Source organism: Microvirga yunnanensis, assembly GCF_025460875.1.
In genome coordinates this window covers 71210-97136 of the sequence record NZ_JAMXFI010000009.1, presented here as the reverse complement: position 1 = coordinate 97136, position 25927 = coordinate 71210, and the positions used below count along the sequence as shown (strand labels likewise).

Here is a 25927-nt window from a genome sequence, read left to right as displayed (position 1 = left end):
TCCGCGAACTGGAATTTCACCTCACACCCGTAGAGTGAGATCAAGCCATGCTCGACCGTGTCACCGGCATGCAGGTCTTCGTTCGCGTCGCGACGCTCGGCAGCTTCTCGGCGGCGGCGCGGGCGCTCCACCTGTCCCAGACCATGGTGACGAAGCATGTGGCCGCCCTGGAGGACCGCCTCGGCGTGAAGCTCCTGCACCGGTCCACGCGCAAGCTGGCACTGACCGAAGCGGGACGGAGCTATCTCGCCGCCTGCGAGCGCATTCTGGCCGAGATCGAGGAGGCGGACGCCTCGGCCAGCCTCGATCGCGTCGAGCCCAGGGGGATGCTGCGGCTCAACGTCCCCCTCACCTTCGGTTTCCGCCAAGTCGTCCCGGCTCTTGCCGAGTTCAGCCGGCTCTACCCTGCCGTCTCGTTCGACCTGGGACTGGCCGACCGCTATGTCGATCTCGTGGAGGAAGGATGGGACTTGGCGGTCCGGATCGGCCGGCTGAAGGATTCGAGCCTCGTCGTCCGTCGGCTCGCCGCCTGCCGGACCGTCGTCTGCGCCTCCCCGGCCTACCTGGCGGCGCATGGAACCCCGCGGACCCTGGAGGATCTCGCCCGGCACAATTGCCTCGGCTACACCCTGCCGAGCGCCATCGGGGCGAGCCGGTGGACCTTCGGCATCGACGGTGCCGTCGTCATGCCCATTCAGGGCAACCTGCGGGCCAATAACGGCGATGCGCTTCTGGCCGCCGCCGTCGCCGGACAGGGGCTGATCTATCAACCCACCTTCATCGTGGGCGACAGCCTGCGGGCAGGCGATCTCGTCCCGGTCCTGCGCGACTACCCGACCTACGAACCCGCCATCCATGCCGTCCTGCCCTCCGGCCGGCAGGCTCCGGCCAAGGTCCGCGCCTTCGTGGCGTTCCTGGCCGAGCGTTTCGGGCCCGAGCCGGAATGGGACCGGGACCTGTGACGGTCCCGCCATGGCTTTCACGCGCCTGAACGGCTAAACCTGTCGAATGTGTGCTTTTGAGGGTTGAGCCTATGGTTGCCACCTGGGCCGTCGTGCTGTCGGCGCTGGTCTATCTCTGCTTCCTGTTCACGGTGGCCCATTGGGGCGATTATGGCGGGCGGCGATTCATTCAGGGCCCGGCCCGCTCGACCATCGCGTCCCTCGCCCTTGCCGTCTATTGCACGTCCTGGACCTTCTTCGGATCGGTCGGGCTCGCCAGCCATTCCGGCTTCGACTTCCTGGCCATCTATATCGGGCCGATCCTCGTCATCGGACTGGGCTATCCCCTCGTGGCCCGGATCGTCAGGGTGGCGAAGACGCAGAACATCTCCTCCATCGCCGACTTCGTCGCGGCCCGCTACGGCAAGAGCGAACCGGTGGCCGCCCTCGTCAGCCTGATCGCGCTCGTCGGCTCCGTGCCCTATATCGCATTGCAGCTGAAGGCGGTCTCGTCATCCCTCGACGTTTTTCTGGAAGCGGCCAACGAGACGTTCCCGTCGCAGCTTCCCTTCATCGGCGATCTCGCCTTCGTGGTGGCGCTCGTGCTCGCGGGCTTCGCCGTCGCGTTCGGCACCCGGCACACGGACGCGACGGAGCACCAGAACGGGCTCCTTCTGGCGATCTCCCTGGAATCCCTGGTCAAGCTCATCGCCTTCCTGGTCGTCGGCGGATACATCACCTTCGTGATGTTCGACGGCTACGACGCCATCGTGCAGCGCCTCCATGCGCAGGGGACCACGGCGGATCTGATGAGCCGGACCTCCGGCTTCGGCAGCTACATCACCCTCATCCTGCTCTCCACCTGCGCGGCGCTCCTCCTGCCGCGCCAGTTCCACGTGACGGTGGTCGAGAACCACGACATCGCGGATCTGAAGCGGACCGCGTGGCTGTTCCCGCTCTATCTGGTCCTCATCAACCTCTTCGTGATCCCGATCGCGCTCGCCGGGCTCGCGGCGTTTCCGGAGGGTGCGGTCGATCGGGACATGACCCTGCTGGCATTGCCCCTCGCCGACGGGGCGGGCGCCGTCGCGGTCATCGCCTTCCTGGGCGGCTTCTCGGCCGCCACAGCCATGGTGATCGTCGATTCCGTCGCGGTCGCGGTGATGATCTCGAACCACCTCGTGATGCCCATCGTCCTGCGGCGGCGCGCCTTTGCGGGCATCGATCCCGGCAACTTCGTCATCGGCGTGCGGCGCATTTCGATCGTTATCGTCATTCTCCTGGGCTATGCCTATTACCGCGCCTCCGGTGACGCGGCGCTTGCCGCCATCGGGCTTCTCTCCTTCGCGGCCATCGCGCAGGTCGCGCCTGCCTTTCTCGGCGGGCTCATCTGGTCGCGCGGCACGGCGTTCGGGGCCAGCATCGGGCTCGTGGTCGGCTTCCTCACCTGGGCCTACACGCTTCTCCTGCCGAGCCTCGTCTGGGACGGGGTGTTCTGGTCCGACGTGGTCGTCACCGGTCCCTTCGGGATTACGGCCCTCAAGCCCACCGCCCTGTTCGGCGTCGACCTGCCTCAGCTGACCCATGGCGTGGTCTGGAGCCTGACGCTCAACATCCTGTGCTATGTCGGCTTCTCCCTGTGGCGGCCGGTGACCGCCATGGAGCAGATCCAGGCGGATCTGTTCATGGGCGAGGCTGCCGCCTCGGCGGCGCCGAGCTTCCGCCTGTTCCGCGCCAGCGTCACGATCGGCGAACTGCGCGCCACCGTGGCCCGCTATCTCGGCGAGGAGCGGACGAACCGCTCCTTCGAAGGATTCACCCATAGCCGCGGACAGAACCTCGACCCGCGGGCCGAAGCCGATGTTCATCTCCTGCGCTATGCGGAACATCTCCTGGCATCGGCCATCGGCACGGCGTCCTCGCGCCTCGCGCTGTCGCTGCTCCTGCGCCGCCGGACCGTTTCCACGGAGGCCGCCCTCAAGCTGCTCGACGATGCCTCCGCGGCCATCCAGCACAGCCGCGACCTGCTCCAGCATGCGCTCAACTACGCCAAGCAGGGCATCACCGTCCTCGACAGCGAACTGCGCCTGCTCGCGTGGAACCAGGCCTTCATCGATCTCTACGACATGCCGCCCAACTTCGTGCATGTGGGAATCAGCATGGAGCGCATCGTGCACTACAATGCCTCGCGCGGCTCCTACGGACCGGGCCGAATCGACGAACTCGTCGAGGCCCGCCTGCACTCCTTCCGGCACGATGTGGAGCCCGTTCGGCTCAAGCTTTTTCCCTCCGGCAAGGTGATCGAGATCCGGTCGAACCTGCTTCCCGACGGCGGCCACGTGACCACCTACACGGACGTGACCGAAACGGTTCTCGCCGAAGAGGCGAGCCGCCGGGCGAACGAGACCCTGGAACAGCGCGTGCGCGAGCGAACCGAGGAACTGACGCGCCTCAACGAGGCCCTGCGCGGCGCCAAGGCCGAGGCCGACGAGGCGAACATCTCGAAGACGCGCTTTCTCGCCGCCGCCTCGCACGACATCCTGCAGCCCCTCAATGCGGCGCGCCTCTACGCCGTCTCCCTCGTGGAGCGCGATCGCGAGGCGGGCGACGCGACGCTGGCCGAAAACATCGACGCCTCCCTCGACGCGGTCGAGGAGATCCTGACCGCCATCCTCGACATCTCGCGCCTCGACACCGGCGCCATGAAGCCGCAATGGTCGAGCTTCCGCATCGACGAGCTGTTCCGCCAATTGCAGCGCGAGTTCGAGCCCGTGGCCCGCAACAAGGGCCTGAAGCTCACCTTCGTGCCCTCGTCCCTGACGGTGCGCTCCGACCGGCGCCTGATGCGGCGCCTGCTGCAGAACCTGATCTCCAACGCCATCAAGTACACGCCGTCGGGCCGCGTGATCGTCGGCGGACGCCGGCGCGGCGGCCATCTCGTGCTGGAGGTCTGGGATACGGGCTTGGGCATTCCGCCCTCGAAGCAGCGCATCGTCTTCCGCGAGTTCCAGCGCCTCGATCAGGGCATGAAGGCCGCGCGGGGCCTGGGCCTCGGCCTGTCCATCGTCGAGCGGATCGGGCGCGTGCTGAAGCATCCGGTCACGCTGAATTCGGAAGTCGGCCGCGGCTCCGTGTTCCGGGTCGAGGTGCCGGTCGTGGCGGCTCTGCCGGCGACGGCCGCAGCGCCCGAGCCGCCGAAGCCGGCCGCCACCGTGCTGTCGGGTCTGCGGGTGCTGGTGATCGACAACGAGCCGGCGATCCTCGAAGGCATGCGCCTTCTCCTTTCGGGCTGGGGCTGCGATACCTGGACGGCATCCGATCTCGACACCGCCCATCAGGCCCTCAGAACGCACAAGGCTCTGCCCGAGGTGATCATCGCCGATTACCACCTCGACGACACGGACGGGCTCGAGCTGATCAAGGCCCTGCGATGGAAGACTCAGGTCGACACGCCGGCCGTGCTCGTGACCGCCGACCGCACGCCGGCCGTTCGCGACGCCGCAGCGGCCATGAACATCCACGTGCTCAACAAGCCCCTGAAGCCGGCGGCCCTGCGGGCGCTGCTGACCCAGTGGCGGGCGACGAAAGTGGCGGCCGAGTAGGAACCGGCGCGCCGTCATCAGCGGCCCTGTGCCGTTGATCCCGATACCGAGAAGCGCTGGGCTTCAGACAATCGGATCGCCGGGACAGGCCCGGCCATGACGGGGGAGAGGTCGCGAGAAGAGTGTCACCCCGCCTGCAACGCGCGATCCACCGCCGCAAGCGCGTGGAGTGTCGTCGTGTCGAACAGGGGCACGGCGCTGTCCTCGTCGGAGACCAGCAGCATGATCTCGGTGCATCCGAGGATGATCCCCTGTGCGCTGCGTTCGATCAGGCGCCCGATGATCTCGCGGTAGGCCTGACGCGATTCCGGCCTGATGGTCCCGAGCACGAGCTCCTTGTAGATGATCTCGTGCACGATCCGCCGGTCATCCTCGTTCGGGACCATCACATCCAATCCATGATGCTGCTGCAGGCGGCCCTTGTAGAAATCCTGCTCCATGGTGAAGGCCGTGCCGAGCAGGCCGATGCGTTCCAACCCGGCCGCCTTGATCTTTGCGGCCGTCGGATCGGCGATGTGAAGAAGCGGAAGGCTCACGGCCGACGAGACCGCATCGGCGAGGCGGTGCATCGTGTTGGTGCAGATGACGATGAAGTCGGCTCCGCCGCGCTCCAGGCGCAGGGCGGCTTCCGTCATCGCCCCGGCGAGCCGGTCCCATTCGCCGTCATGCTGGAGCCGCTTGATGTCCTCGAAATCGAAGGAATACATCAGGCACTGCGCCGAGTGCACCCCGCCGAGCCGCCGGTTCGTCTCCTGGTTGATGATACGGTAATACTCGGCCGAGCTTTCCCAGCTCATGCCGCCGATGAGCCCGATCGTCCTTGGTCGCATGGCAGGTCCTTACGGGTTCGCCCGGTAGGGCTCGCGCCCGCTCGTCAGCGCATCGTCCAGAAGGTCGAGCCGGTCCTGGCCCCAGAACACCTCCCCGTCGAGCACGTAGGCCGGCGAGCCGAAGACGTCCCCCGCCACCGCATTTTCCAGGTTGAGGGCATAGATCGCCTCGGTGGTGCTGCCGGTCACCACGTCCATGAGGGAAGACGAGTCGAGCCCGGCCTGCTCGGCGAGTTCGGAGAGAACGAGCGGATCGGACAGGTCCCGCTCCTCCTCCCACACCGCCGCGAAAGCCCGCCGCAGGAAGCTGTCGGGACTATTGCCGGAGGCCGTGATCGCGATGACGAAACGGTCGGCGAGGTTCACGTCGAAGGGCCAGTGCTTCGGGTTGATGTTGAACGACAGGCCGCGCTTCTCACGCCAGCGCTGCAATTCGAGGATCCGGTAGCGCTGGCGCGCCGGGTGGCGCTGGGCCAGGGGCAGGCCGCCGGTCTCCGAGAAGACGCGGCCGAGGAAGACGGGCTTGTAATTGACCTCGACCCCATGCTTCTGCGCGATCTCCATGAAAGGCGCATGGCCGATATAGGCCCAGGGGCTCACGAGGGAGAAGTAATAGTCGATGGTGCGGGGCATGGGTCCGATTCGGGGTTCTCGCAGGCCGGAACGGCGTCGGCCACACCTTGGACCATCAGGCGGCGCTCTTCAACGTCTCTTCGGCCATGAGGAAAGCCTCCACCTCCGGGGCGGCCGCGGGCGCCTCCGCATCGACGCCGATCTCGCCGAGCAGGCGCTCCATGGGCACGAAGCGCCGCTCCCTGCGGTCATAAAGCCCCGCCCGCACGAGCGCGATGGCGTTGAGGACGGGGCTGCCGTCCCGGGCCTTCGAGATCAGCCGGTGCTCCATCACCACATGGCTGGCCGACCAGGTGAGGATGCGGGTCTCCAGCATGAAGGAGCGAAAGGGCCTGAGTTCCCGCCGGAAGCGGATCTGTCCCGCTCCCACGACGGGCACCCAGCCGTGCCTGAGGATGGGGCGCCACAGGCCGGAGCGGATCATGATGTCGGTGCGCCCGAGATCCATGAGGGTCCAGTATCGCCCGTTGTTCATGTGCAGAGACGTATCCAGATCATGCGGCCATACCCGGAACCCCAGGCGCGACACGTCCCGCACCGGGTCGAGCCTCTTTCGGAAGAGCGACGCGACGATGAGGTGAAGGACCCGCAGCCAGAGATTCATGCCAGGCCCATGCCCGTCTGGCGCTGAAACAGGATCAGGTCGAGGGAGGGAGCCTCGAGGCCGAAGCCGGTGAGCAGGCCGTGGACCTGACCACGATGATGGGTCTGGTGATTGAAGAAGTGGGCCAACGCCGGCGCCAGGGGCTGCTCGACCTCGGCGGGGTTCGTGATCGTCCGATAGCGGATGCGCCCCGCGAGGTCGGCGTCGGACAGGCCGTCGATGTAGCCGACGATCCGCGCGTCCTCCCGGTCGCGCGCCTCGCGAAGTTCGGAGAAACCCTCGAACAGGATCGCGTCGAGCCGGTTCGGCGCATCCCCCTGCCCGGTGAACCGCCTCATCCAGATGCGGTCGGTGGCGAGGAGATGATTGAGCGTGCCGTGCACCGACTTGAAGAACGCCCCGCGGTCCGCGCGGTAATCCGCATCGGACAGGCGCGCAGCAACATCGTAGATGCGCGCGTTGCACCACGCATTGTAGCCCGCCATCATGGCAAAGTGCGGCTTCATGGGGAGCCCCTTCCGTGTCTTCACACCCTCCGAGTCATGGGACGCAGGAGGGTATCGGTCAAGGTTTTGCCGAGCCCCCTCCCCGCCATGGCCGGGCTTGGCCCGGCCATCCCGATGCGGTAAGGCGCGGCGCTTCCCGGATCGGGATCACCGGCACAGGGCCGGCGATGACGAGACGCGGAGGACGATCAAGCCGCCTTCCTCGTTCCCGCGGCGCGGCCGTAGAACGTGTCGCCCGAGGCGGCCATGTCGAGGAGAATCCTCGGCGGCGCGAAGCGGTCGCCGTGCCTGGACTGCAGGCTCTGGCACAGGGCCACGAAGGCCTTCGCGCCCATGAAGTCGATGTAGGACAGCGCACCGCCCGTATAGGGGGCGAAGCCGAAGCCGAGGATCGACCCCACATCCGCCTCGCGCGGATCGGTGACCACCCCTTCCTCGAAGGTGCGGGCCGCTTCCAGGGCCTGGGTCACGAGCAGGCGCTGCTTCAACTCCTGCATGTCGACGAACTCGGGCTCGACGTGCCTGGTCTGCAGATCTTTCAGGCCCGGCCACAGGCGCTTCTGCCCGCCCTCGGGATAATCGTAGAAGCCTTTCCGGTTCTTGCGGCCGAGACGTCCCCCCTTCTCGACGAGCGTGGTGAGCAACTCCTCCTGCTCCGGCACGATGGCGGCTTCACCCAGCTGCACCTTGGTGGCGCGCAGGATCTTGAGGCCGAGATCGACCCCGACCTCGTCGTTGAGGGAGAGCGGCCCGACCGGCATGCCGGCCTGCCTGCCCGCCTGCTCGATCATCGCGGCCGGCAGCCCCTCGGTGAACATGAGGTGTCCCTCGAGGATGTAGGCGAGCACGCAGCGATTGGCGAAGAAGCCGCGCGAGTCGTTGACGACGATCGGCGTCTTCTTGATCAGGCGCACGTAATCGAGCGCCGTCGCGAGCGCCCTGTCGCCCGTCTCCTTGCCCATGATGATCTCGACCAGCATCATCTTCTCGACCGGCGAGAAGAAGTGGATGCCGATGAACTGGTCGGGCGTCTTCGCCTGCTGGGCCAAGCCGGTGATCGGCAGGGTCGAGGTGTTGGACGCGAAGACGCAGTCCGGCCGGATCGCGGCCTCGACCTTCTGGATCACCTCGGCCTTGACCTTGGGATCCTCGAACACGGCCTCGATGACGAGATCGCAATCCTTGAGATCGGCGTAATCGGCCGACGGCGTGATGCGGGCGAGCAGCGCATCGCGGTCCGCCGTCTTGGCGCGGCCCTTCATGATCTGGTCGGTCATGAGCTTGTGCGAATGGGCCTTGCCCTTCTCGGCCGATTCCCTATCGCGGTCGATGAGCACCACGTCGAGACCGGCATTGGCCGTGACGTAGGCGACGCTCGCGCCCATGAAGCCCGCGCCGACGACGCCGACCTTCTTCAGGCTCGTCGGCGGCACGTCCTTCGGACGGCGCGCGCCCTTGTTGAGATCCTGCATGGAGATGAAGAGCGTACGGATCATCGCCGCCGCCTCCTTCGACCGCAGGATCTTGGCGAACCAGCGCGACTCCACCTTCAGGGCGAGATCCATCGGGAGCTGCAGCCCCTGATAGACGGATTCCAGGATCGCGCGGATCGCCGGGTAATTGTCCTGGGTCTCGCGCCGGTAGATGGCGTTGGCCGGAGGCCAGATCTGCATGCCGGCCGCGGAATAGACCTTGTTCGACGGCAGCTTGTAGCCCTTCTGGTCCCAGGGCGCGACGGCCGAACCGCCTTGCCTGATCCAGTCCCTGGCCGTCTCGACGATGGCCTCGCGCGGCGCGACCGCATGGACGAGGCCCATGTTGCGGGCCATGAGCGGACGGATCTGCTCGCCCTTGAACAGCATCTGCAGGGCATCGCCCGTCTGCATCAGGCGCGCCACGCGTTGGGTGCCGCCGGCGCCCGGGAAGAGCCCGACCTTCACCTCGGGCAGGCCGACGCGGGTGGAGTCCACGTCCGAGAGCACGCGGAAATGGCACGCAAGCGCGAGCTCGAAGGCGCCGCCGAGGCAGACGCCGTGGATGGCCGCGGCAAACGGCTTGCCGCAGGTCTCGAGGCGGCGATAGAGCAGCGAGAGCCGGCGCGATTCCTCAAAGAAGAACTGCATCGCGGCCTCTTCGCCCTTCTCCTTGGCGAGCCGCGCGTATTCTGCGCCGAGGCCCTGAAGCATGGTGAGATCGGCCCCGCCGGAGAAAGCCTCCTTGCCGGAGGTGATCACACAACCCTTGATCGCCTCGTCGCCGGCGACCGTCTCGATGATCTGCTCCAGTTCGCCCATCACCTCGGGGGTGATCACGTTCATGGAGCGACCGGGCATGTCCCAGGTGGCGACCGCAATCCCGTCGGAATCCGTCTCGAAGCGGAAATTGGTGAAGTTCGTCATGATGGTTCTCCCGTTCCCGCCGTCTCAAACCCGCTCGATGATCGCAGCCGTGCCCATGCCGGCCGCGACGCACAGGGTGATCAGGGCCGTCTGCTTGTCCGTGCGCTCCAGCTCGTCGAGCACGGTGCCCAGGATCATCGCCCCGGTGGCGCCGAGCGGGTGGCCCATGGCGATGGCGCCGCCGTTCACGTTCACCTTCGCCGGGTCGAGATCCATCGCCTGCATGTAGCGCAGCACCACGGACGAGAAGGCCTCGTTGATCTCGAAGAGGTCGATGTCGTCCTTCGTCATGCCGGCCTTGCGCAGGGCGAGTTCCGACACGTCGATGGGGCCGGTGAGCATGAGTGCGAGATCGGACCCGATGGACGCGAAGCCCTTGAGGCGCGCGCGGGGCTTCAGGCCCGCCTTCGCGCCGCCTTCCCGGCTGCCGACGAGCACCGCGGCGGCACCGTCCACGATCCCCGAGGAATTGCCCGCGTGATGCACGTGATCGATGAACTCCACGTCCGGGTGCGCCGCGGTCGCGACCGCGTCGAAGCCGCCCATCTCGCCCATCTGCACGAAAGCGGCCTTCAGCTGGCCCAGCGACTGCATGTCGGTCTGCGGCCGCATGTGCTCGTCCTTCGCCAGGATCGTGACGCCGTTGACGTCCTTCACGGGCACGACGGACCTGGCGAAGCGGCCCTCGTCCCAGGCCCTGGCGGCGCGCTTCTGGGACTCGACCGCGTAGGCGTCCACGTCGTCGCGCGAGAAGCCGTACTTCGTGGCGATGAGATCCGCCGAGATGCCCTGGGGCAGGAAATAAGTGGGAATGGCGATGCCCGGATCGACCGGCCATGCGCCGCCCGACGCCCCCATGCCGATGCGGCTCATGGATTCGACGCCGCCCCCGATGGCGATATCCTTCATGCCCGACATCACCTGCGCGGCCGCGAGGTTCACGGCATCCAGCCCCGAGGCGCAGAAGCGGTTGATCTGCACGCCGGGAACCTCCTTGCCGAAGCCCGCCTTCAGGGCCGCGGCGCGTGCGATGTCGCCGCCGGCCTCGCCGATGGGATCGACGCAGCCGAGCACCACGTCCTCCACGAGCATCGGATCGAGATCGTTGCGCCTGCGGATGGCGTCGAGCGCCGTCACGGCGAGATCGACCGCCGGAACCTCGTGCAGCGAACCATCCTGTTTGCCGCGGCCGCGCGGGGTGCGAACGGCGTCATAGATAAAGGCATCAGCCATGAGGGTCTCCCGGTCGTGTGGTCGTCCCGGACGCAAGGCGCGCCGGGATCGTTGTCGGATAAGGAACGCTTTACTTGCTGGGCGGTCAGAACGCGTCCGCCGGCAGCGCCATGGTCGTGTCCGCCCCGGTGGAGATGCGGGCGAGACGCATGCCGGTCTCGGGCATCATCCGCTCCATGAAGAAGCGGCCGGTCAGGAGCTTGGCATCCATCTTGTCGGCGACGCCGTTGCCCTCGGCCTTCTTCGCCTGGGCCACCTTCGCCATCCGGGCCCACATGTATCCCAGGGCCACGAGGCCGAAGAGATGCATGTAGTCGGTGGCGCCCGCGCCGGCATTGTCGGGCTTCGTCATGGCGTTCTGCATGAACCACATGGTGGCCTGCTGCAGATGGCCGAGGCCCTGCTGCAGGGGCGCCACATAGGCCTTCAGGCCATCGTCGCCGGCATTCTCCTGGCAGAAGGCGCCGACCTCGTTGAAGAACGCCATGATGGCCCGCCCGCCGTCCTTGCCGAGCTTGCGGCCGACGAGATCCATGGCCTGGATGCCGTTGGCGCCCTCGTAGATCATGGCGATGCGGGCGTCGCGCACGAACTGCGACATGCCCCATTCCTCGATGTAGCCGTGGCCGCCGAACATCTGCTGCGCCTTCACGGCGTTGTCGAAGCCGAGATCGGTGAGCACGCCTTTCACCACGGGAGTCATCAGACCCATGTAGTCCTCGGCGGTCTGGCGCTGCGCCTCGTCGGACGAGCGATGCGCGATGTCGCTGTTCAGCCCGGTCCAGACGATGAGCGCCCGCGCCGCCTCGTTGAACGCCTTGATGGAGAGCAGCGTGCGGCGCACGTCCGGATGCACGATGATCGGATCGGCCGGCCTGTCGGGGAACTTGGCCCCGGTGAGCGCACGGCCCTGGAGGCGGTCCTTCGCGTAGGCCACGGCGTTCTGATAGGCGACTTCCGACTGGGACAATCCCTGGACGCCGACCGCGAGCCGCGCCTCGTTCATCATCACGAACATGGCGTTGAGGCCGCGATTCGCCTCGCCGATCAGCCAACCCGTGGCGCCGTCGTAGTTCATCACGCAGGTGGCGTTGCCGTGAATGCCCATCTTGTGCTCGAGCGACCCGCAGGAGACGCCGTTGCGCTCCCCGAGGGAGCCGTCGGCGTTGACGAGGATCTTCGGCACCACGAAGAGCGAGATGCCCTTGGTTCCGGCGGGCGCTCCCTCGATGCGGGCCAGCACCAGGTGGACGATGTTCTCCGCCATGTCGTGCTCGCCGGCCGAGATGAAGATCTTGGTGCCGGTGATGGCATAGGAGCCGTCACCGTTCGGCACGGCCTTGGTCTTGAGCAGGCCCAGATCCGTGCCGCAATGAGGCTCGGTCAGGTTCATGGTGCCGGTCCAGGCGCCCTCGACCATCTTCGGCAGATAGGTCTTCTTCTGCTCGTCGGTCCCGTGCACCATGAGGGCCGCGATGGCCCCCTGGGTCAGGCCCGGATACATGCCGAGCGCCAGGTTGGCCGAGGACACGAATTCCTGCATCACCGTGTTGAGGACGGAGGGCAGCCCCTGGCCGCCGTATTCCTCGGGCGCGGCCAGTCCCATCCAGCCGCCGGCGGCATAAGCGTCGTAGGCTTGCCTGAAGCCCTTCGGGGTCGTGACCGAGCCGTCCGGATGGCGGGTGCAGCCCTCCTGGTCGCCGGAGAGGTTCAGGGGCGCGAACACCTCCTCGCAAAGCTTGGCGCCCTCGGCGAGGATCGCCTCCACCGTCTCGGAGGTCGCATCGGCGAAACCGGGCAGGTTGTTGTGACGCTCAATCGGGAACACGTCGTTCAGGAGGAACATGACGTCTTCGACGGGGGCCTTGTAGACCGGCATTCGAACTCTCCCAGATCGCATTCCGGCATGAACGTTCCCATGAGGAAGATGCCGGTCAAGTAGATAGTTTACATATAAACCATTTCGCCGTTTTGGAAAGAGGTAGGGTGGGAAATCTTTGGCGGAAGCGGCAACGACCGGGGCCCGCCCGCCTCGACCCCATCACGAGGCGACCTCCCCGTCTTCCGGGAGGATCGGATTTTGGAGCGGCCGGCGATCGCGCGGCAGCATCCGGGGCCAGAGGCGCATCAGCGCGGCGGGGCGAGCGCTTCAGCGGGAGGTGGCCCGGCCTTTCCGCCCTCCCAAGCGAAAACGCCCATCCGTCCGCAGACCAGCGGTCTGCGGACGGATGGGCTGTCTCGGACGATTGCGTTCCGGCGCTGCGGCTCAGGCCGCCACGGCGAGGCCCGCGCGGCGGGCCTGGAGCTCGGCCAGGGCCTCTTCGATCTCGCCCTTCTGCTGCTCGAGAGGCGGATCTGATCTTCGATCTGGTCGAGAGACAGCTTGAGATTCATCGCCGCTCCATTGCCGGACCGCTCTTCGGCCACCATGGCGCGGATCTCGGTCAGCGTGAAGCCGAGCTGCTTGCCCTTGAGGATGACGGAGAGACGCTCGCGGTCGCGGGCATCGTAGATTCGTGCCGTCCCGTCCCGTCGGGGCGAGAGAAGGCCACGGTCCTCGTAGAACCGCAGGGTGCGGAGAGTGACCCCGAACTCGCGGGCCAGATCGCCGATCGTATAAAGTCTTGCACTCTCGCCGGCAGGAGTGCTGCCTATAATGTGGTCCATGGAACCCTCCGTGATTTCTTCATGACGAGGCAAGTCTGAGAACTTCCCCTTCAGTAATGAAATGATATAATATATCTTTAGCCAATTGCAATATTGTTACGTTTCGGATCTGCCGCTGGGGTAAAGGCAGAGCGCTTCGGAAGATTACCGTTACGGAAGATATGAGACCCCATGCCCGGATCGTCGCTAAATCCCCTCTGCTTAACGGGTTTTTTACTATGCCGGACGGAAGTTGCAGCGCTGGGCAAGGGGTCGTGACGCGAGGTGATTCGCCTCTCTCAGGCTCCGGGTCCGTCAGGCGCGCACCGGCACGGGGCCGTGCGGGCCTTCTCGAGTTCACGCGTACCCCGGCGAGCCCAACCATGAGACGACCCGTCTTCTCAAGATCTGACGACCTGGATCTCGATGCCCGCGCGCTGATCTCCGCCGCGGCTCGACAGGCCGGCATGAGCCTCGAGGAGTGGATCGCAGCCGTCCTCGAAGAGGCTCGGGACAGGCCCGGATCAACACCGGGGCGGGCGGGCAGCGATCTCGACGGTCTCATTGCCCGGATGTCCGCCCGTTCGCGGCCCAAGCGCGACTACGACACCCTGATGGCCGCCGTGGCGGCGCAGAACGGGCGCCCCGCTCAGGATCAGGCCTCCCGGACCGCGGTGGCGCTCGAATCCATGGCAAGCTGGATCGAACAGGCGGAGATCCGCCTGACCGACGCCACCCGCAGCTCCGCGGATCAGCAGGAGCGGATCGCCGCCGTGCTCTCGGAGGCCCTGTCGTCCCTCAAGGAGCGTCTCGAGACGGTGGAGCGGCAGGTCACGGCGGAGCGGGCTGCCCCGCCACGCATCGAATTTCCGGTCGAGGAGGCGCTCAAGGCGCTCGCCCCCGTGTCCGAAACCCTGGTCGGCCTGCGGGCCGACATGTCCCGTCTCGCCGCCCATCTCGAACAGCCCAATCCGGCCTTGACCCCTGCCGTCGACGGGATCCGCGCGGAGATCGACGGCCTGCGCTCCGGCATCGAAAGTCTGGCGACCCGTGAGGAGATCGCCGCGCTCGACGCCGCCCTCGGGTCGATCGCCAAGGATCTCGGCCAGGGGCCGACGGCCCGAGACATGCGCACCCTCGCCGGCTCGATCACCGTGCTCTACGAGCAGATCCGGTCCCTCGCGGGAGAGGTGAGCGAAGAGCTGCACGGGCGCATCGGCCAGGAAATCGACCAGATCAAAGCCAAGATCGACGCGGTGGCCGCGTCCGGGGTGGACCGCTCGGTCGTGGATTTCCTCAGCGGCCAGATCGTCGACATGCGCCAGGATCTGGCGCACCGGGCCGAGCCGCAGCAGATCGCCCGGCTCTCCGGCGAGATCGAGGCCCTCGCCCGCCAGTTGTCGGAGCTGCGCCTCCATCAGGTGAGCAAGAGCGATTTCACCGCCCTGAAGTCGTCCCTCGACGACGTCTGCTCGGCCCTCTACGTCACCGCCACGGCGCAGGAGACGAGCCGGGTTCCCGAGCAGCTCGAGACCTTGAGCCGCAGCGTGGACCTTCTCGCCCGCCGCCCTCAACCGGCACCGGCGGACCTGACCCCGATCAGCGAGCAGCTCGCCCTGCTGACCGAGCGCATGGCCGGCCTGTCGGAAAGCCGCGCCGCGGGCGGCGAGACGCTGATCGACAGGATCGAGCATTTGTCATCGCGGATCGAGGCCGTGGCCGAAAGGGAGGCTCAGCCCCGCGAGCCCCTGATCGAGCGGTTCGACCGAATCGAGCAGGAGCTGCGCGAACTCGTCCGGCAGGCCGACACCTCCGGCATGGCGCAGATGCTGCGATCCATCGACCAGAAGCTCGAACGGGCGCCGTCTCAGCCCGCAAGCCTCGATGCTCTCGAGCGCCAGGTGGCGGCTCTGGCCGAGCGGTTCGATCAGATGCCGGGGGCAGCCCTGCAGACAGCCCTGACCGAGGCGAGCGGGCACCTCAAGAGGCTTCAGGACGAGGCCGTCGGCCTCGCCGAGCGTGCGGCCAGGACCGTGCTGAACGACATCCGCCCCGCCTTGCCGGATTCCGGCGATCTCGATGCCCTGAAGCATGGGGTCGTCGAGCTGAAGGCCCTTCACAGCCGGTCCGACAAGAAGACGCAGGAGACGCTCCGGGCCGTTCGCGACGCGCTGGAATCCCTCACATCCCGGCTGCCGAACGGGGATGCTCCCGTGGCGGCCCGCCAGGACCCCTCCATGCCGGCCGCTCCCGCGGGGCCGCGGCTGCCCGCGGATCGTCTCGAAGCGGCCGTCCGCAGGCTCCATGCCGCCACCCTGTCGCAGGTGGACGAGGCCGCCCCGCCTCCTCTGGACGCCGCCTCCCCGCCCGCCCCGACGGTTGCGCCCGAACCGGCCCCCGAATCCGATCTCGGCCATCTGCGGGCCAGCTTCATCGCGGCCGCCCGACGGGCCGCGCAGAGCGCAATTCCGGAGCCTGTCCCCACTCCCTCCCCGTCACCCCTCAAGCAGGAGGCCGGGTCCGCGGTCGAGGCCGATCAACCGGAGACCGGCGAATCCGCAGCCGGCGTCTCATCCCTGTTCGAGCGCCTGCGCCGCAGCCTCGACAGCCGCCGGCGCCCTCTTCTGTTCGGGTTGGCGTTCCTGATCCTGGCGACCGGAACCTATTCAATCCTGTCCGTCGGGCAGGTCCCGCCCGATCCGGCGCCGGTGAGCGTGCGGCAGGAAGCGGCGCCTGCCGAGAATGCGAAGCCGGTCGTCACCGCCGACGCTTCTCAAGCCGGTGATCTGAGCGTCTTCCAGTCGTCCAGCCTCGCCACCGGGTCCGTCTCCGCCGATCCGCTCGTGTCCGGGCAGTTTCTCGTCGATCCCGCGACCATCAAGGGCATCCCGGCGGATGCCCCGGCGAGCCTGCAGCAGGCTGCCCGCTCGGGCGACGCGGCCGCGCTCTATGAGATCGCCTCCCGGGCCGCTGAAGGACGCGGGATGGCAAAGGACGTGACCGCCGCCGCCCGGCTCTTCGAGCGGGCCTCTCAGGCCGGCCTTCCTCCCGCACAGGAGCGGCTCGCCATGATGCACGAGAAGGGCGACGGGCTCCCCCTCGACCTCAAGCAGGCCGCGTTCTGGTACGAGCGAGCGGCCCTCGGCGGCAACGTCCGCGCCATGCACAACCTCGCCACCCTTCTCGCCTCGGGCCGGTACGGCAAGCCGGATTACGCCGCCGCGCTGCGCTGGTACGGCGAGGCGGCCGAGTCCGGCCTGCGGGACAGCCAGTACAATCTCGGCGTCCTGCTCGCCCTCGGCATCGGCGCCAAGGCGGATCCGTCGAAGGCGTTCCGGTGGTTCGCCCTCGCGGCCGATCAGGGCGACGCGGAGGCGGGCCAGAAGCGGGACGAGATCGCCGGGCGCCTGAGCGCGGCCGAGCTGAAGGCCGCCAAGGCCGCTGTCGAAGCCTGGCGCCCCCGGGCGGTCGATCCCGTGGCCAACCGGCCGCCCGTCGCCGTCCAGGGCCGGACGGCCGCTCTGGATCGAACCCGGGCCGAACGGAGTTGAGGGCACGCAGGCTCTGTCATCTTGCGTTCAGAACATGACCGTTACACCGCCTGCCTGATGCTGTAACAACGACGTGGCTGCACCGGCCAATGGGGGAACCGGGTTGCAAATCTATTTGCCGATCGCCGAGATGCCTGTGAGCGTTCTTCTCATCCTCGGGATGGGTGCGGCGGTGGGCTTCATATCGGGGCTTTTCGGGATCGGCGGCGGGTTTCTCATGACGCCGCTCCTCATCTTCCTGGGGATTCCTCCGGCCGTCGCCGTGGCGACCCAGTCGGCGCAGATCGTCGCCTCCTCCACCACCAGCGTGCTCGGCGCGCTGCGCCGCAACGCCCTCGACCACAAGCTCGGCGCCATCCTGGTCGCCGGAGGACTTGTCGGCTCGGCGCTGGGCGTGTGGTTCTTCGCGGCGGCGCGACGGGCCGGCCAGCTCGATCTCGTGATCGTCATTTCCTACGTGACGCTCTTCACCATCGTGGGCAGCCTGATGCTGAAGGAGAGCATCCGGGAATTCTGGAGCCAGCGGAAGGGCGGCGCGGTGCGCCTGCGGCGGCGGGCGGGCGAGCATGCGCCCTATCTCGGCTGGCCCCTGCGCATGCGGTTCTACCGGTCCAAGCTCTACGTGAGCATCATCCCGATCGTCGGGCTGTCCCTGTTCATCGGCTTCGCCGGCGCGCTGCTGGGCATCGGCGGCGGCTTCATCGTGGTGCCGGCCCTTCTCTACGTCTTCCGGGTGCCGACCAACGTGGTCGTGGGAACCTCCCAGTTCCAGATCGTCTGCACCACCCTCGTGGCCCTCATCCTCCACGCCGTGACGAACCAGGCGGTGGACATGGTCCTGGCGATCCTGCTCATCGTCGGAGGCGTGTTCGGGGCCCAGTTCGGCGCCCGCATGGGGCGGCACCTGAGAGCGGAGCTGTTCCGCTTCCTGCTCGCCATCCTGCTCCTGGCGGTGGGCCTGCGCTTCGGCCTCGAACTCGTGCTCAAGCCGGACGAGCCCTTCTCCATCTCCACACAGGAGACGCGCACGTGAGGATCGTGGGCGCCCTCCTGATCCTGGTCGGCACGATGGTCGGCGCGCGGGCGGAAACCCTCATCACGTCCCTGTCGAACCACCGGGTGCTGATCAATTCCAACTACACGGGCACGCAGATCGCCGTGTTCGGCGCCATCGAGCGCGACGCCCAGACGGTTGCCCGGGCCACGAGCTACGACATCGTCGTCACCGTCCGCGGCCCGCGCCAGTTCCTCACGGTGCGCGAGAAGGAGCGGCTCGGCCCGGTCTGGATCAACCAGGACCAGCAGAAATTTCCGACCGCGCCCGCCTACCTGAACGTCCTCAGCTCGCGGCCGATCGAGGAGATCACGAGCGATCAGCTGCGCCAGCGCCAGAAGGTCGGCCTGAGCGCCATCATCAATTCCGGCGATCTCACCCTCAAGCGCGACGGCGCGGACCAGCCGTTCCGGGACGCCCTTTACCGGCTCAAGGCCCAGGAGGGCCTCTATCTCGAGGACGAACGCGGCGTGACCTTCCTGACGCCCGAGATCTTCCGCGCAAGCGTCGCGCTGCCGGCGACGGCCCCGCCGGGCAACTACGACGTCGACGTGACCCTCTTCGCCGACACGGTGATCCTCGCCCGCACCCAGACTCATTTCGAGCTGGTCAAGACCGGGTTCGAGGAACAGGTCGGTGTCATCGCCCGCGACTGGTCCCTGGCCTACGGCCTCTCGACCGCCGCCATCGCGCTCCTGTTCGGCTGGCTCGCCAGCACGATCTTCCGGCGGGACTGACCGGGACGCGCGCAGGTCTTTACGCCTCAGGGTCGCCACGCGATCCTGCCGATGGCGCATGCAGGGAGAATGGCATCATGATGCTCCGGTGCGGAACGGTTCAGTTCCATCACAAGGCCGACGACAAGACCGCCAACATGGCGGTGGTGGAGCGCTTCTCCCGCGAGGCTGCGGATCAGGGCGTCAAGATCCTGGCTTTTCCGGAGATGTGCCTCACGGGCTACTGGCACGTGCGCAACCTCGGACGCGAGCGGCTGGACGCGCTGGCCGAACCGGTGCCGGCTGGCCCCTCCACGCAGGCCGTCCTCGCCCTCGCGGCCCGCCACCACATGGCCATCGGGGTCGGCCTGATCGAGCGCGCCGACGACGGGCGCCTGTTCAACACCTACGTGGTCTGCCTGCCGGACGGCCAGGTTCACCGCCACCGCAAGCTCCACGCCTTCGAGAGCGACCACATCGCAAGCGGCGACAGCTACACGGTCTTCAACACGCCATGGGGGGTGAAGATCGGGGTTCTCATCTGCTGGGACAACAACCTCGTGGAGAACGCCCGCGCCACCGCCTTGCTCGGCGCCGATGTGGTCATGGCGCCGCACCAGACCGGCGGGTGCCTGTCCCGCAGCCCCCAGGCCATGGGGCTCATCGACCCCGCCCTCTGGGAGAACCGCCATGGCGATCCGGAGGCCATCGAGGCCGAGTTCCGGGGGCCGAAGGGACGCGAATGGCTGCTGCGCTGGCTGCCGGCCCGCGCCCACGACAACGGCTATTTCCTGCTCTTCGCCAACGGCGTCGGCGAAGACGACGGCGAGGTGCGCACGGGCAACGCCATGATCATCGACTGCTACGGCCGCATCGTGGCCGAGACCTGGAAGGCCCAGGACGCCCTGGTGGTGGCCGATCTCGACCTCGACCTCCTGCCGCTCGCCACCGGCCGACGCTGGATCCGCGGCCGCCGGCCGGAGCTCTACGGGATCCTCACCCAGCCGCAGGGCCATGAGCTCGCGCCCCGGCAGGCGCGGTTCTCGGAGGCGCCGGTCGGCAAGACGGCGGGGTAGATCGTGTCGGGCCCGACAGGGCCTCGACGGAGGGACGGCACCGGACGGTGATCTCGATTGCCGGGAACGCCGTGCCTTTCCGATCGGGATGGCCGGGACAAGCCCGGCCATGACGTCGAGGACAAGGGCTCTCCTCAATCCCGGCAGAGCATCGCCCGGGCGATGGCGAAGATGCGCTCGGTGCCGATGAGATGCGCCGTGAAGCCGTCCGGGAAGAGCGGCTTGAAGGCGGCGTCGCAGGCATTCAGCCCGCCCGCATAGGCGCCGAGCGCCGGCATGACGCAGCGCCGGCCGTCTGTGAGGAAGCAGCGGCGCCGGGTGGCGCGTCCGCGCATGACCACCTTGCCGACCGGGTGCAGATGACCGGCGATCTCCGCCTGCTCTCCGTGAGCCGGCTCATGGCGAAGCGTCAGCGAGCCGAGCGCCATCTCGTCCACCACCTGCCCGCCGATGCTGTCGGGCAGAATGCGATCGTGATTGCCCGTGACCCAGATCCAGTCGCGGCCCGTCTGGACCTCGGCGAGAGTGGTGCGCTCGTCGTCGCCGAGACGGTCCGGCCCGCCGATGTCGTGGAAGCTGTCACCGAGCGCCACGACGGTCTTCGGACCGAAGCGGACCACCGCATCGGAGAGCGCCATCAGGGTCTCGCGGGTGTCGTAGGGCGGCAGCATCATGCCGCGCCGGGCGAAGGACGAGCCCTTCTCGAAATGGAGATCGGCCACGAGCAGGGCGTCGTGGGCGGGCAGATACAGGGCGCCCGTCAGGTCGAGGAGCGCCAGCTGCCCGGCCAGCTCGATCTCGTGTGTTGTCTGTTTGTTCTTCCGCAATGCCGTCACGCCAAAGCCTCGTCGAGAAGCGCCGCTTCCGCCTCGGCCAGAATCTCGTCCGCGTTGTCGCTATAGACGCGCTCGCGGCCGATCTCCAGCATGACGGACACGCTCAAAGGAGAAACCCGGTCGAGCGGCTTGTGGATGATTCGCCCCCGGATGCGCTCTAGCATCATGCCCAGGCGCCTCACGTCGAGGAGTCCCGTTGCCGCATCCGCCCGCGCGGCGCGCAGGAGCACATGGTCGGGCTCGTGCTTGCGCAGCACGTCGTAGACGAGGTCGGTGGAGATCGTGACCTGGCGGCCGGTCTTCTTCTCGCCCGGGAAGCGGCGCTCGATGAGGCCGGCGATCACCGCGCATTGGCGGAAGGTGCGCTTCATGAGCGAGGATTCGGCGAGCCAGTCCTCGAGATCGTCGCCGAGCATGTCCTCGGAGAACAGGTCGTCCATGAAGGCGGGATCGCGCGCGGCGCGGCCGGCGATGTCGCCCGAGGCATAGACCGCGATGCCGTAATCGTTGGCCACGAACCCGAGGGGCTTGAGCTTCACCCGCTCGAGGCGACGGGTGAGCAGCATGCCGAGCGTCTGGTGCGCCAGCCGTCCCTCGAAGGGAAAGCAGGTCATGTAGAAGCGGTTGCCGCGGGGAAAGGTCTCCACCAGGAGGTCGCGGGGCCCGGGCAGGAGCGAGCGCCGGCGCTGCTGCAGGAGCCATTCGGTCATCTGCGCCGGCAGCCGGTCCCACTCGAAGGGATCGGCGAGGATCTGCCGCACCCGCGCGGCCAGGAAGGTCGAGAGCGGGAACTTGCCACCCTCGTAGGACGGGATCATCGGGTCGGTGCCGGCGCCCGCGCGGGTCACCAGCACCTCGTCCTCGGAGATGCCCTCGAAGCGCAGCACCTCGCCGGCGAAGAGAAAGGTGTCGCCCGGCGTCAGCGTCTCGGCGAAATATTCCTCGATCTCGCCGAGGATGCGCCCCCGCGGCAGCACGGTGCCGGGGCGCGAGCGCGCCGATTTGCCGAGCCGCACCTTGATCATGCTGGATTCGACGATGGTGCCCACGTTCAGCCGGTATTGCTGCGCGACCTTCGCGTCGCGCACGCGCCACAGGTCGTCTTTGCCCTTCACGATCTTGGCGAAGCGCTCGTACGCGCGCAGCGCGTAGCCGCCTGTCGCCACGAAGGCCACGCAGGCCTCGAAATCCTCCCAGGTCAGGCCGGCATAGGGCGCGGCGGAGCGCACCTCCTCGTACAGGCCGTCGAGCTTGAACGGCTCGGCGCAGGCCATGCCGAGGATGTGCTGGCAGAGCACGTCGAGGGCGCCGATGCGCGCATCCGGCGTGTCCTGCGCGGCCTCGTGCACCGCGTCCAACGCCGCGCGGCACTCCAGGATCTCGAAGCGGTTCGCCGGCACGAGATAGGCCTCCGACGGCTCGTCCATGCGATGGTTCGAGCGGCCGATGCGCTGCATGATCCGCGACGCCCCCTTGGGCGCGCCCACGTTCACCACGAGATCCACGTCGCCCCAGTCGATCCCGAGATCGAGAGTCGCGGTGCACACCACGGCCTTCAATTTTCCTGCCGCCATCGCCTCTTCCACGCGGCGGCGCTGCGACACGTCGAGGGAGCCGTGATGGAGCGCGATGGCGAGGTTGTCGTCATTAAGCTTCCAGAGCTCCTGGAACGTGTATTCCGCCTGCAGCCGCGTGTTGACGAAGACGAGGGTGGTCTTGTGCGCCCGGATGAGATCGTAGATCGCCGGCATGGAGAGCGAGGCGGTGTGGCCGGCGAGCGGCAGGCGCTCGTCGATCTCGAGCATGCGGATGTCCGGCTGCGCGCCGCCCTGCACGACGACGAGGTCGGCAAGCTCACCGCGCTCCGCCCCTCCCTCGGACCGGGACGGCGAGCGCTGCGGCACCAGATAGCGCCTGAGATCGTCCGGCTCGCGCACCGTGGCGGACAGCCCCACGGCGGTCGCCTGGGGGGCGATGGCGACAAGCCGCGCGAGCCCCAGCGACAGCAGGTCGCCGCGCTTCGAGGTGACGAGGGAATGCAGCTCGTCCAGCACCACCCGGCGCAGATCCTTGAAGAACTCCCGCGCCTCCGCGTGGGCGAGCAGCAGCGCCAGTTGCTCCGGCGTGGTGAGCAGGATGTCCGGCGGGCGCTCGATCTGCCGGGCGCGCTTGTGGGAGGGCGTGTCGCCGGTGCGCGTCTCGATTCGGATGGGAAGCCCCATCTCCTGCACGGGCGCCTCGAGATTGCGGGCGATGTCGGTGGCCAGCGCCTTGAGAGGGGAGATGTAGAGGGTGTGGAGGCCGCGCCTGTCCTTGGCCGTGCCGCGACTCGGTTCCCGCCCGGCCAGTTCCACCAGGCTCGGCAGGAAGCCCGCGAGGGTCTTGCCCGCCCCCGTCGGCGCCACGAGCAGCACCGAGCGGCCCTCCCGGGCCTTGGCGAGCAGGTCGAGCTGGTGCTCCCGGGGCGTCCAGCCTCGGTGCCTGAACCAGTCGCGGAAGATCTTTGGGAGGAGGGAGGCCGGCGCGTGGGACATCTGTCCTCAAGATAAGGTACGGTGTGCCATTCGCCAGACCGCGTCTTGACGAACGAAACAAAATTACCATGATGGCGGCACGAGGGGTGGACGATGAGAGAGGAGCTTCGCGCAGCCGAAGACGATGAGCTGGAGGCCATCGGCCGGCTCGATCACGCGGTCTGGCTGGAGACGCAGGCGCCGCTGCAGCCCTCGAGCGTGGCCGAGCATCGCGATGAGGCCTTCTTCATCGAGCGGGTGAAGCGGCTCCCCGTGCCGCCGCTGGCCGTCTACGGGCAAGGCCGGCTGCTCGGCTTCGCCGCCTGGGCGGACAACCTGCTCGGCCAGCTCTACGTGGCCCGCGAGGGCCGGCGCCTCGGGATCGGGCGCGCGCTCCTGCAGGCTAGCGAACACGCGATCTGGGCCAGCGGCTTCGACAGGGCCCGTCTGCGCTGCCTGGTCGGCAATCACGGCGCCCGCTCGTTCTACGAACGTTGCGGCTGGTGCTGCACGGCCACCATCACCGAGGACGCCGAGACCCGGGCCGGCCCCGTCCCGGTCCCCTGCTGGGAAATGGTCAAGGAACTGACCGTGTAGACATTCACCAAAGCCCTTGCACCAAAGCCCTTGCCATCCGGCCCGCGATCCCGTCAGCTTGGGCAACGCCAGCAACGAGAATGAAAAGGCACACGCCATGCCGCACGACTTCCAGTTTCAGAACGCCGTCGCCGTCGTTACCGGGGGGACGCAAGGGCTGGGCGAGGCCATCGCCCGCACCTTCGCCGAACGCGGCGCCAAGGGCATCGTGATCTGCGGCCGCAACACGGAGCGCGGGCATGCGGTGGCCCGCGAGATCTCGGAACAGGGATGCCATACGGAATTCGTGCAGGCCGATCTCGAGAGCGTCGACGAGGCCCGTCAGGTCACAGCGCGGGCGGACACCGTGTTCGGGCGCGTCGACGTGCTGGTGAACGCGGCCGGCATCACCGACCGCGGCACGATCTTCGACACGAGCCCGGAACTGTTCGACCGCATGTTCGCGGTCAACGTGCGCGCGCCCTTCTTCCTCATGCAGGAGGCCGCCAAGATCATGCGGCGCGAGAGGATCGAGGGCGCGATGGTCAACATCCTGTCCATGTCGGCCCATGGCGGCCAGCCCTTCATCACCGCCTATAGCGGCTCCAAGGGCGCGCTGGCCACGCTGACCAAGAACGCCGCCTTCAGCCTCATGCCCTGGCGCATCCGGGTGAACGCCCTGAACATCGGCTGGATGAACACGCCCGGTGAGGACCGGATCATGAAGACCTACCACGATGCCCAGGACGGCTGGCTGGAGAAGGCCATGAAGGAGCAGCCCTTCGGCCGCCTGCTGGAGCCGGCGGAGGTGGCGCGCGCCGTGGCGTTCCTGTGCAGTTCGGAATCCGGCATGATGACCGGTTCGGTGATCGATTTCGATCAATCGGTGGCCGGCTGCTACGAGAGCGCCCCGCACCCGTCGACGCGGGCCGAGTAGGCCCCCAGCACGAGGCAGCGTGGTTCGGAGGATGGGTCAGAGGCCCGTCGGCTTCGTCATCACCGGCCTCGTGCCGGTGATGACGTGGTGGGTTGTGTGAGGCGGTGCGAACACCCTCCCCACGTCATGGCCGGTCTTGTGCCGGCCATCCCGATCCGGTGAAGCGCGGCGCTTCCCTGTGTCGGGATCACCGGCACAAGGCCGGTGATGACGGGGTGGTGGATCGGCCGAGCGATCAAGACAGGGTCCCGAACGGTGCGCCGCTCAACGGCTTGAGCATCGGACCCAAAAGTGGACCCGATGCTCTAGCGTTGCATCACGACGAGGAACCCGGGAACCGGCACGCCGCGATCCTCCCGGGTCGAGACGCGCTCGAAAATCACGACGTCGAATCCCGCATCGTCCGCAAGCGCCCACAGGTAGGATTCGCCGTGGGCGTAGCGGGCATCCGGGCCGAGGACGTAGCCGTCGCCCTCATGCGCCTGCACGGTGAAGGCGAAAAGCCCTTCGCGTCCCAGCACGCGGTGCGCCGCGCGGAACACGGCATCGAGCGCCGCCATGTAGACGAACACGTCGGCCGCCACCACGAGATCGGCCTCGCCCGTCCGGCGGCCGTCGAGGAACGCCACGAGTTCGCCCTCGTGCAGGGCATCGTAGAGCTTCGTCTTCTGCGCCTTCTCGAGCATGCGCGGCGAGAGATCGACGCCTTCGATGGACGCGCAGCATCCTGCGAGTTCCTGCGCCATCAGCCCCGTGCCGCAACCGAGATCGAGACTGGCGCCGAAACGATACTCCCGCAACCGCCTGGAGCACGCCCGGCGCAGGGCGTCGGCGATCAGCGCCGGGCCGCGATAGGCGAGGCTTCTCGTCAGGTGCCGGTCGAATTTAGGGGCGTAATCGTCGAAGAGTGCCCGCACGTAGCCGTCCGTGATCGCATCCTCGGGCGCGAGCGCACCGAGCCGCGCAAGGTCGAGCCGTACGCCCAGCGCATCCTCCGGCTCGAGCGCGAGGGCGCGATGCAGGGCGTTCACCGCCTCTTCCGCCGAGCCCAGTTCGGCGGCGGCGCGGCCGAGCATGGCCTGGGCGGGAGCGAAGTCCGGGACGAGCTCGAGCACCTGACGGGCCAGGTCGGCGGCGGCCTCGAAGTCGCCCTCCTCGAAAGCGGCGCGGGCATATTCATAGCGGCGGTCAGCGTGGAAATCGCCGGTGGATCGGGCGGTGGCGGCGTGCGGCATGGCGCTTGGATGCGGGAGAGAAACGAGGCTGTCAATGGC

General features: G+C 67.7%; 18 protein-coding genes and 1 pseudogene. 8 read left to right on the top strand and 11 right to left on the bottom strand.

The window, feature by feature from the left end; all coding sequences use genetic code 11:
* The first annotated feature begins 47 nt into the window (after window positions 1–47).
* Together NF876_RS06985 and NF876_RS06980 are read left to right on the top strand one after the other, a co-directional pair.
* Window positions 48–962, top strand: coding sequence for a LysR family transcriptional regulator (locus NF876_RS06985; protein WP_262268094.1), 915 nt, complete (start codon window positions 48–50; stop codon window positions 960–962).
* A gap of 71 nt (window positions 963–1033) precedes the next feature.
* Window positions 1034–4543 carry a PAS domain-containing hybrid sensor histidine kinase/response regulator gene (locus NF876_RS06980; protein ID WP_262268093.1) on the top strand — a complete coding sequence of 1170 codons (3510 nt, stop codon included), beginning with the start codon at window positions 1034–1036 and terminating at the stop codon, window positions 4541–4543.
* A 125-nt stretch (window positions 4544–4668) separates the two neighbouring features.
* Here NF876_RS06980 and NF876_RS06975 read toward each other — a convergent pair whose 3' ends face one another.
* The 8 genes and pseudogenes from NF876_RS06975 to NF876_RS06940 all read right to left on the bottom strand — a co-directional run bounded on the left by NF876_RS06975 (window position 4669) and on the right by NF876_RS06940 (window position 13415).
* A complete protein-coding gene (locus NF876_RS06975) occupies window positions 4669–5373 on the bottom strand; it encodes an aspartate/glutamate racemase family protein (RefSeq protein WP_262268092.1) in 705 nt (234 codons plus the stop codon).
* A gap of 9 nt (window positions 5374–5382) precedes the next feature.
* Window positions 5383–6006 carry a 2-hydroxychromene-2-carboxylate isomerase gene (locus tag NF876_RS06970; protein ID WP_262268091.1) on the bottom strand — a complete coding sequence of 208 codons (624 nt, stop codon included), beginning with the start codon at window positions 6004–6006 and terminating at the stop codon, window positions 5383–5385.
* A gap of 55 nt (window positions 6007–6061) precedes the next feature.
* Complete coding sequence (locus NF876_RS06965; RefSeq protein WP_262268090.1) at window positions 6062–6610, bottom strand: acyl-CoA thioesterase; 549 nt, start codon at window positions 6608–6610, stop codon at window positions 6062–6064.
* On the bottom strand, window positions 6607–7116 hold the full coding sequence (locus tag NF876_RS06960) for a DinB family protein (protein ID WP_262268089.1): 510 nt from the start codon (window positions 7114–7116) through the stop codon (window positions 6607–6609). Before NF876_RS06960 ends, NF876_RS06965 begins: the two co-directional genes overlap by 4 nt.
* A 188-nt stretch (window positions 7117–7304) precedes the next feature.
* Window positions 7305–9515: an FAD-dependent oxidoreductase gene (locus tag NF876_RS06955; RefSeq protein WP_262268088.1), complete on the bottom strand. Its 2211-nt coding sequence runs from the start codon at window positions 9513–9515 to the stop codon at window positions 7305–7307.
* Window positions 9516–9539: 24 nt separating this feature from the next.
* Window positions 9540–10748 carry an acetyl-CoA C-acetyltransferase gene (locus NF876_RS06950; protein WP_262268087.1) on the bottom strand — a complete coding sequence of 403 codons (1209 nt, stop codon included), beginning with the start codon at window positions 10746–10748 and terminating at the stop codon, window positions 9540–9542.
* Between the two features lie 85 nt (window positions 10749–10833).
* Window positions 10834–12627 carry an acyl-CoA dehydrogenase C-terminal domain-containing protein gene (locus NF876_RS06945; protein ID WP_262268086.1) on the bottom strand — a complete coding sequence of 598 codons (1794 nt, stop codon included), beginning with the start codon at window positions 12625–12627 and terminating at the stop codon, window positions 10834–10836.
* Window positions 12628–13014: 387 nt separating this feature from the next.
* Window positions 13015–13415, bottom strand: a pseudogene (locus NF876_RS06940) (MerR family transcriptional regulator).
* A gap of 362 nt (window positions 13416–13777) precedes the next feature.
* Between NF876_RS06940 and NF876_RS06935 the strand changes: the two are divergent.
* From NF876_RS06935 to NF876_RS06920, 4 genes are all read left to right on the top strand, one after another.
* A complete protein-coding gene (locus NF876_RS06935) occupies window positions 13778–16945 on the top strand; it encodes a hypothetical protein (RefSeq protein WP_262268084.1) in 3168 nt (1055 codons plus the stop codon).
* 103 nt (window positions 16946–17048) lie between these two features.
* Window positions 17049–17978 (top strand): sulfite exporter TauE/SafE family protein, encoded by a 930-nt coding sequence (locus NF876_RS06930; RefSeq protein ID WP_262268083.1) that lies wholly within the window; start codon window positions 17049–17051, stop codon window positions 17976–17978.
* Window positions 17975–18736 (top strand): TIGR02186 family protein, encoded by a 762-nt coding sequence (locus tag NF876_RS06925; RefSeq protein ID WP_262268082.1) that lies wholly within the window; start codon window positions 17975–17977, stop codon window positions 18734–18736. Before NF876_RS06930 ends, NF876_RS06925 begins: the two co-directional genes overlap by 4 nt.
* Before the next feature lie 77 nt (window positions 18737–18813).
* On the top strand, window positions 18814–19791 hold the full coding sequence (locus tag NF876_RS06920) for a nitrilase family protein (protein WP_262268081.1): 978 nt from the start codon (window positions 18814–18816) through the stop codon (window positions 19789–19791).
* 134 nt (window positions 19792–19925) lie between these two features.
* On the opposite strand, the gene pdeM is transcribed toward NF876_RS06920, so the two are convergent.
* The gene (pdeM, locus tag NF876_RS06915; RefSeq protein ID WP_262268080.1) at window positions 19926–20627 is read right to left on the bottom strand and encodes a ligase-associated DNA damage response endonuclease PdeM; all 702 of its coding nucleotides are present in this window, start codon (window positions 20625–20627) and stop codon (window positions 19926–19928) included.
* On the bottom strand, window positions 20624–23161 hold the full coding sequence (locus NF876_RS06910) for a ligase-associated DNA damage response DEXH box helicase (RefSeq protein ID WP_262268079.1): 2538 nt from the start codon (window positions 23159–23161) through the stop codon (window positions 20624–20626). The genes pdeM and NF876_RS06910 overlap by 4 nt, the downstream gene beginning before the upstream one ends.
* Window positions 23162–23254: 93 nt before the next feature.
* Here NF876_RS06910 and NF876_RS06905 point away from each other — a divergent pair, with 93 nt between their 5' ends.
* Window positions 23255–23737: a GNAT family N-acetyltransferase gene (locus NF876_RS06905; RefSeq protein WP_262268078.1), complete on the top strand. Its 483-nt coding sequence runs from the start codon at window positions 23255–23257 to the stop codon at window positions 23735–23737.
* Between the two features lie 97 nt (window positions 23738–23834).
* Window positions 23835–24653 (top strand): SDR family oxidoreductase, encoded by an 819-nt coding sequence (locus tag NF876_RS06900; protein ID WP_262268077.1) that lies wholly within the window; start codon window positions 23835–23837, stop codon window positions 24651–24653.
* 305 nt (window positions 24654–24958) lie between these two features.
* Here the strand turns inward: NF876_RS06900 and NF876_RS06895 are convergent, their stop codons facing one another.
* On the bottom strand, window positions 24959–25888 hold the full coding sequence (locus tag NF876_RS06895) for a class I SAM-dependent DNA methyltransferase (protein ID WP_262268076.1): 930 nt from the start codon (window positions 25886–25888) through the stop codon (window positions 24959–24961).
* Window positions 25889–25927 lie beyond the last annotated feature (39 nt).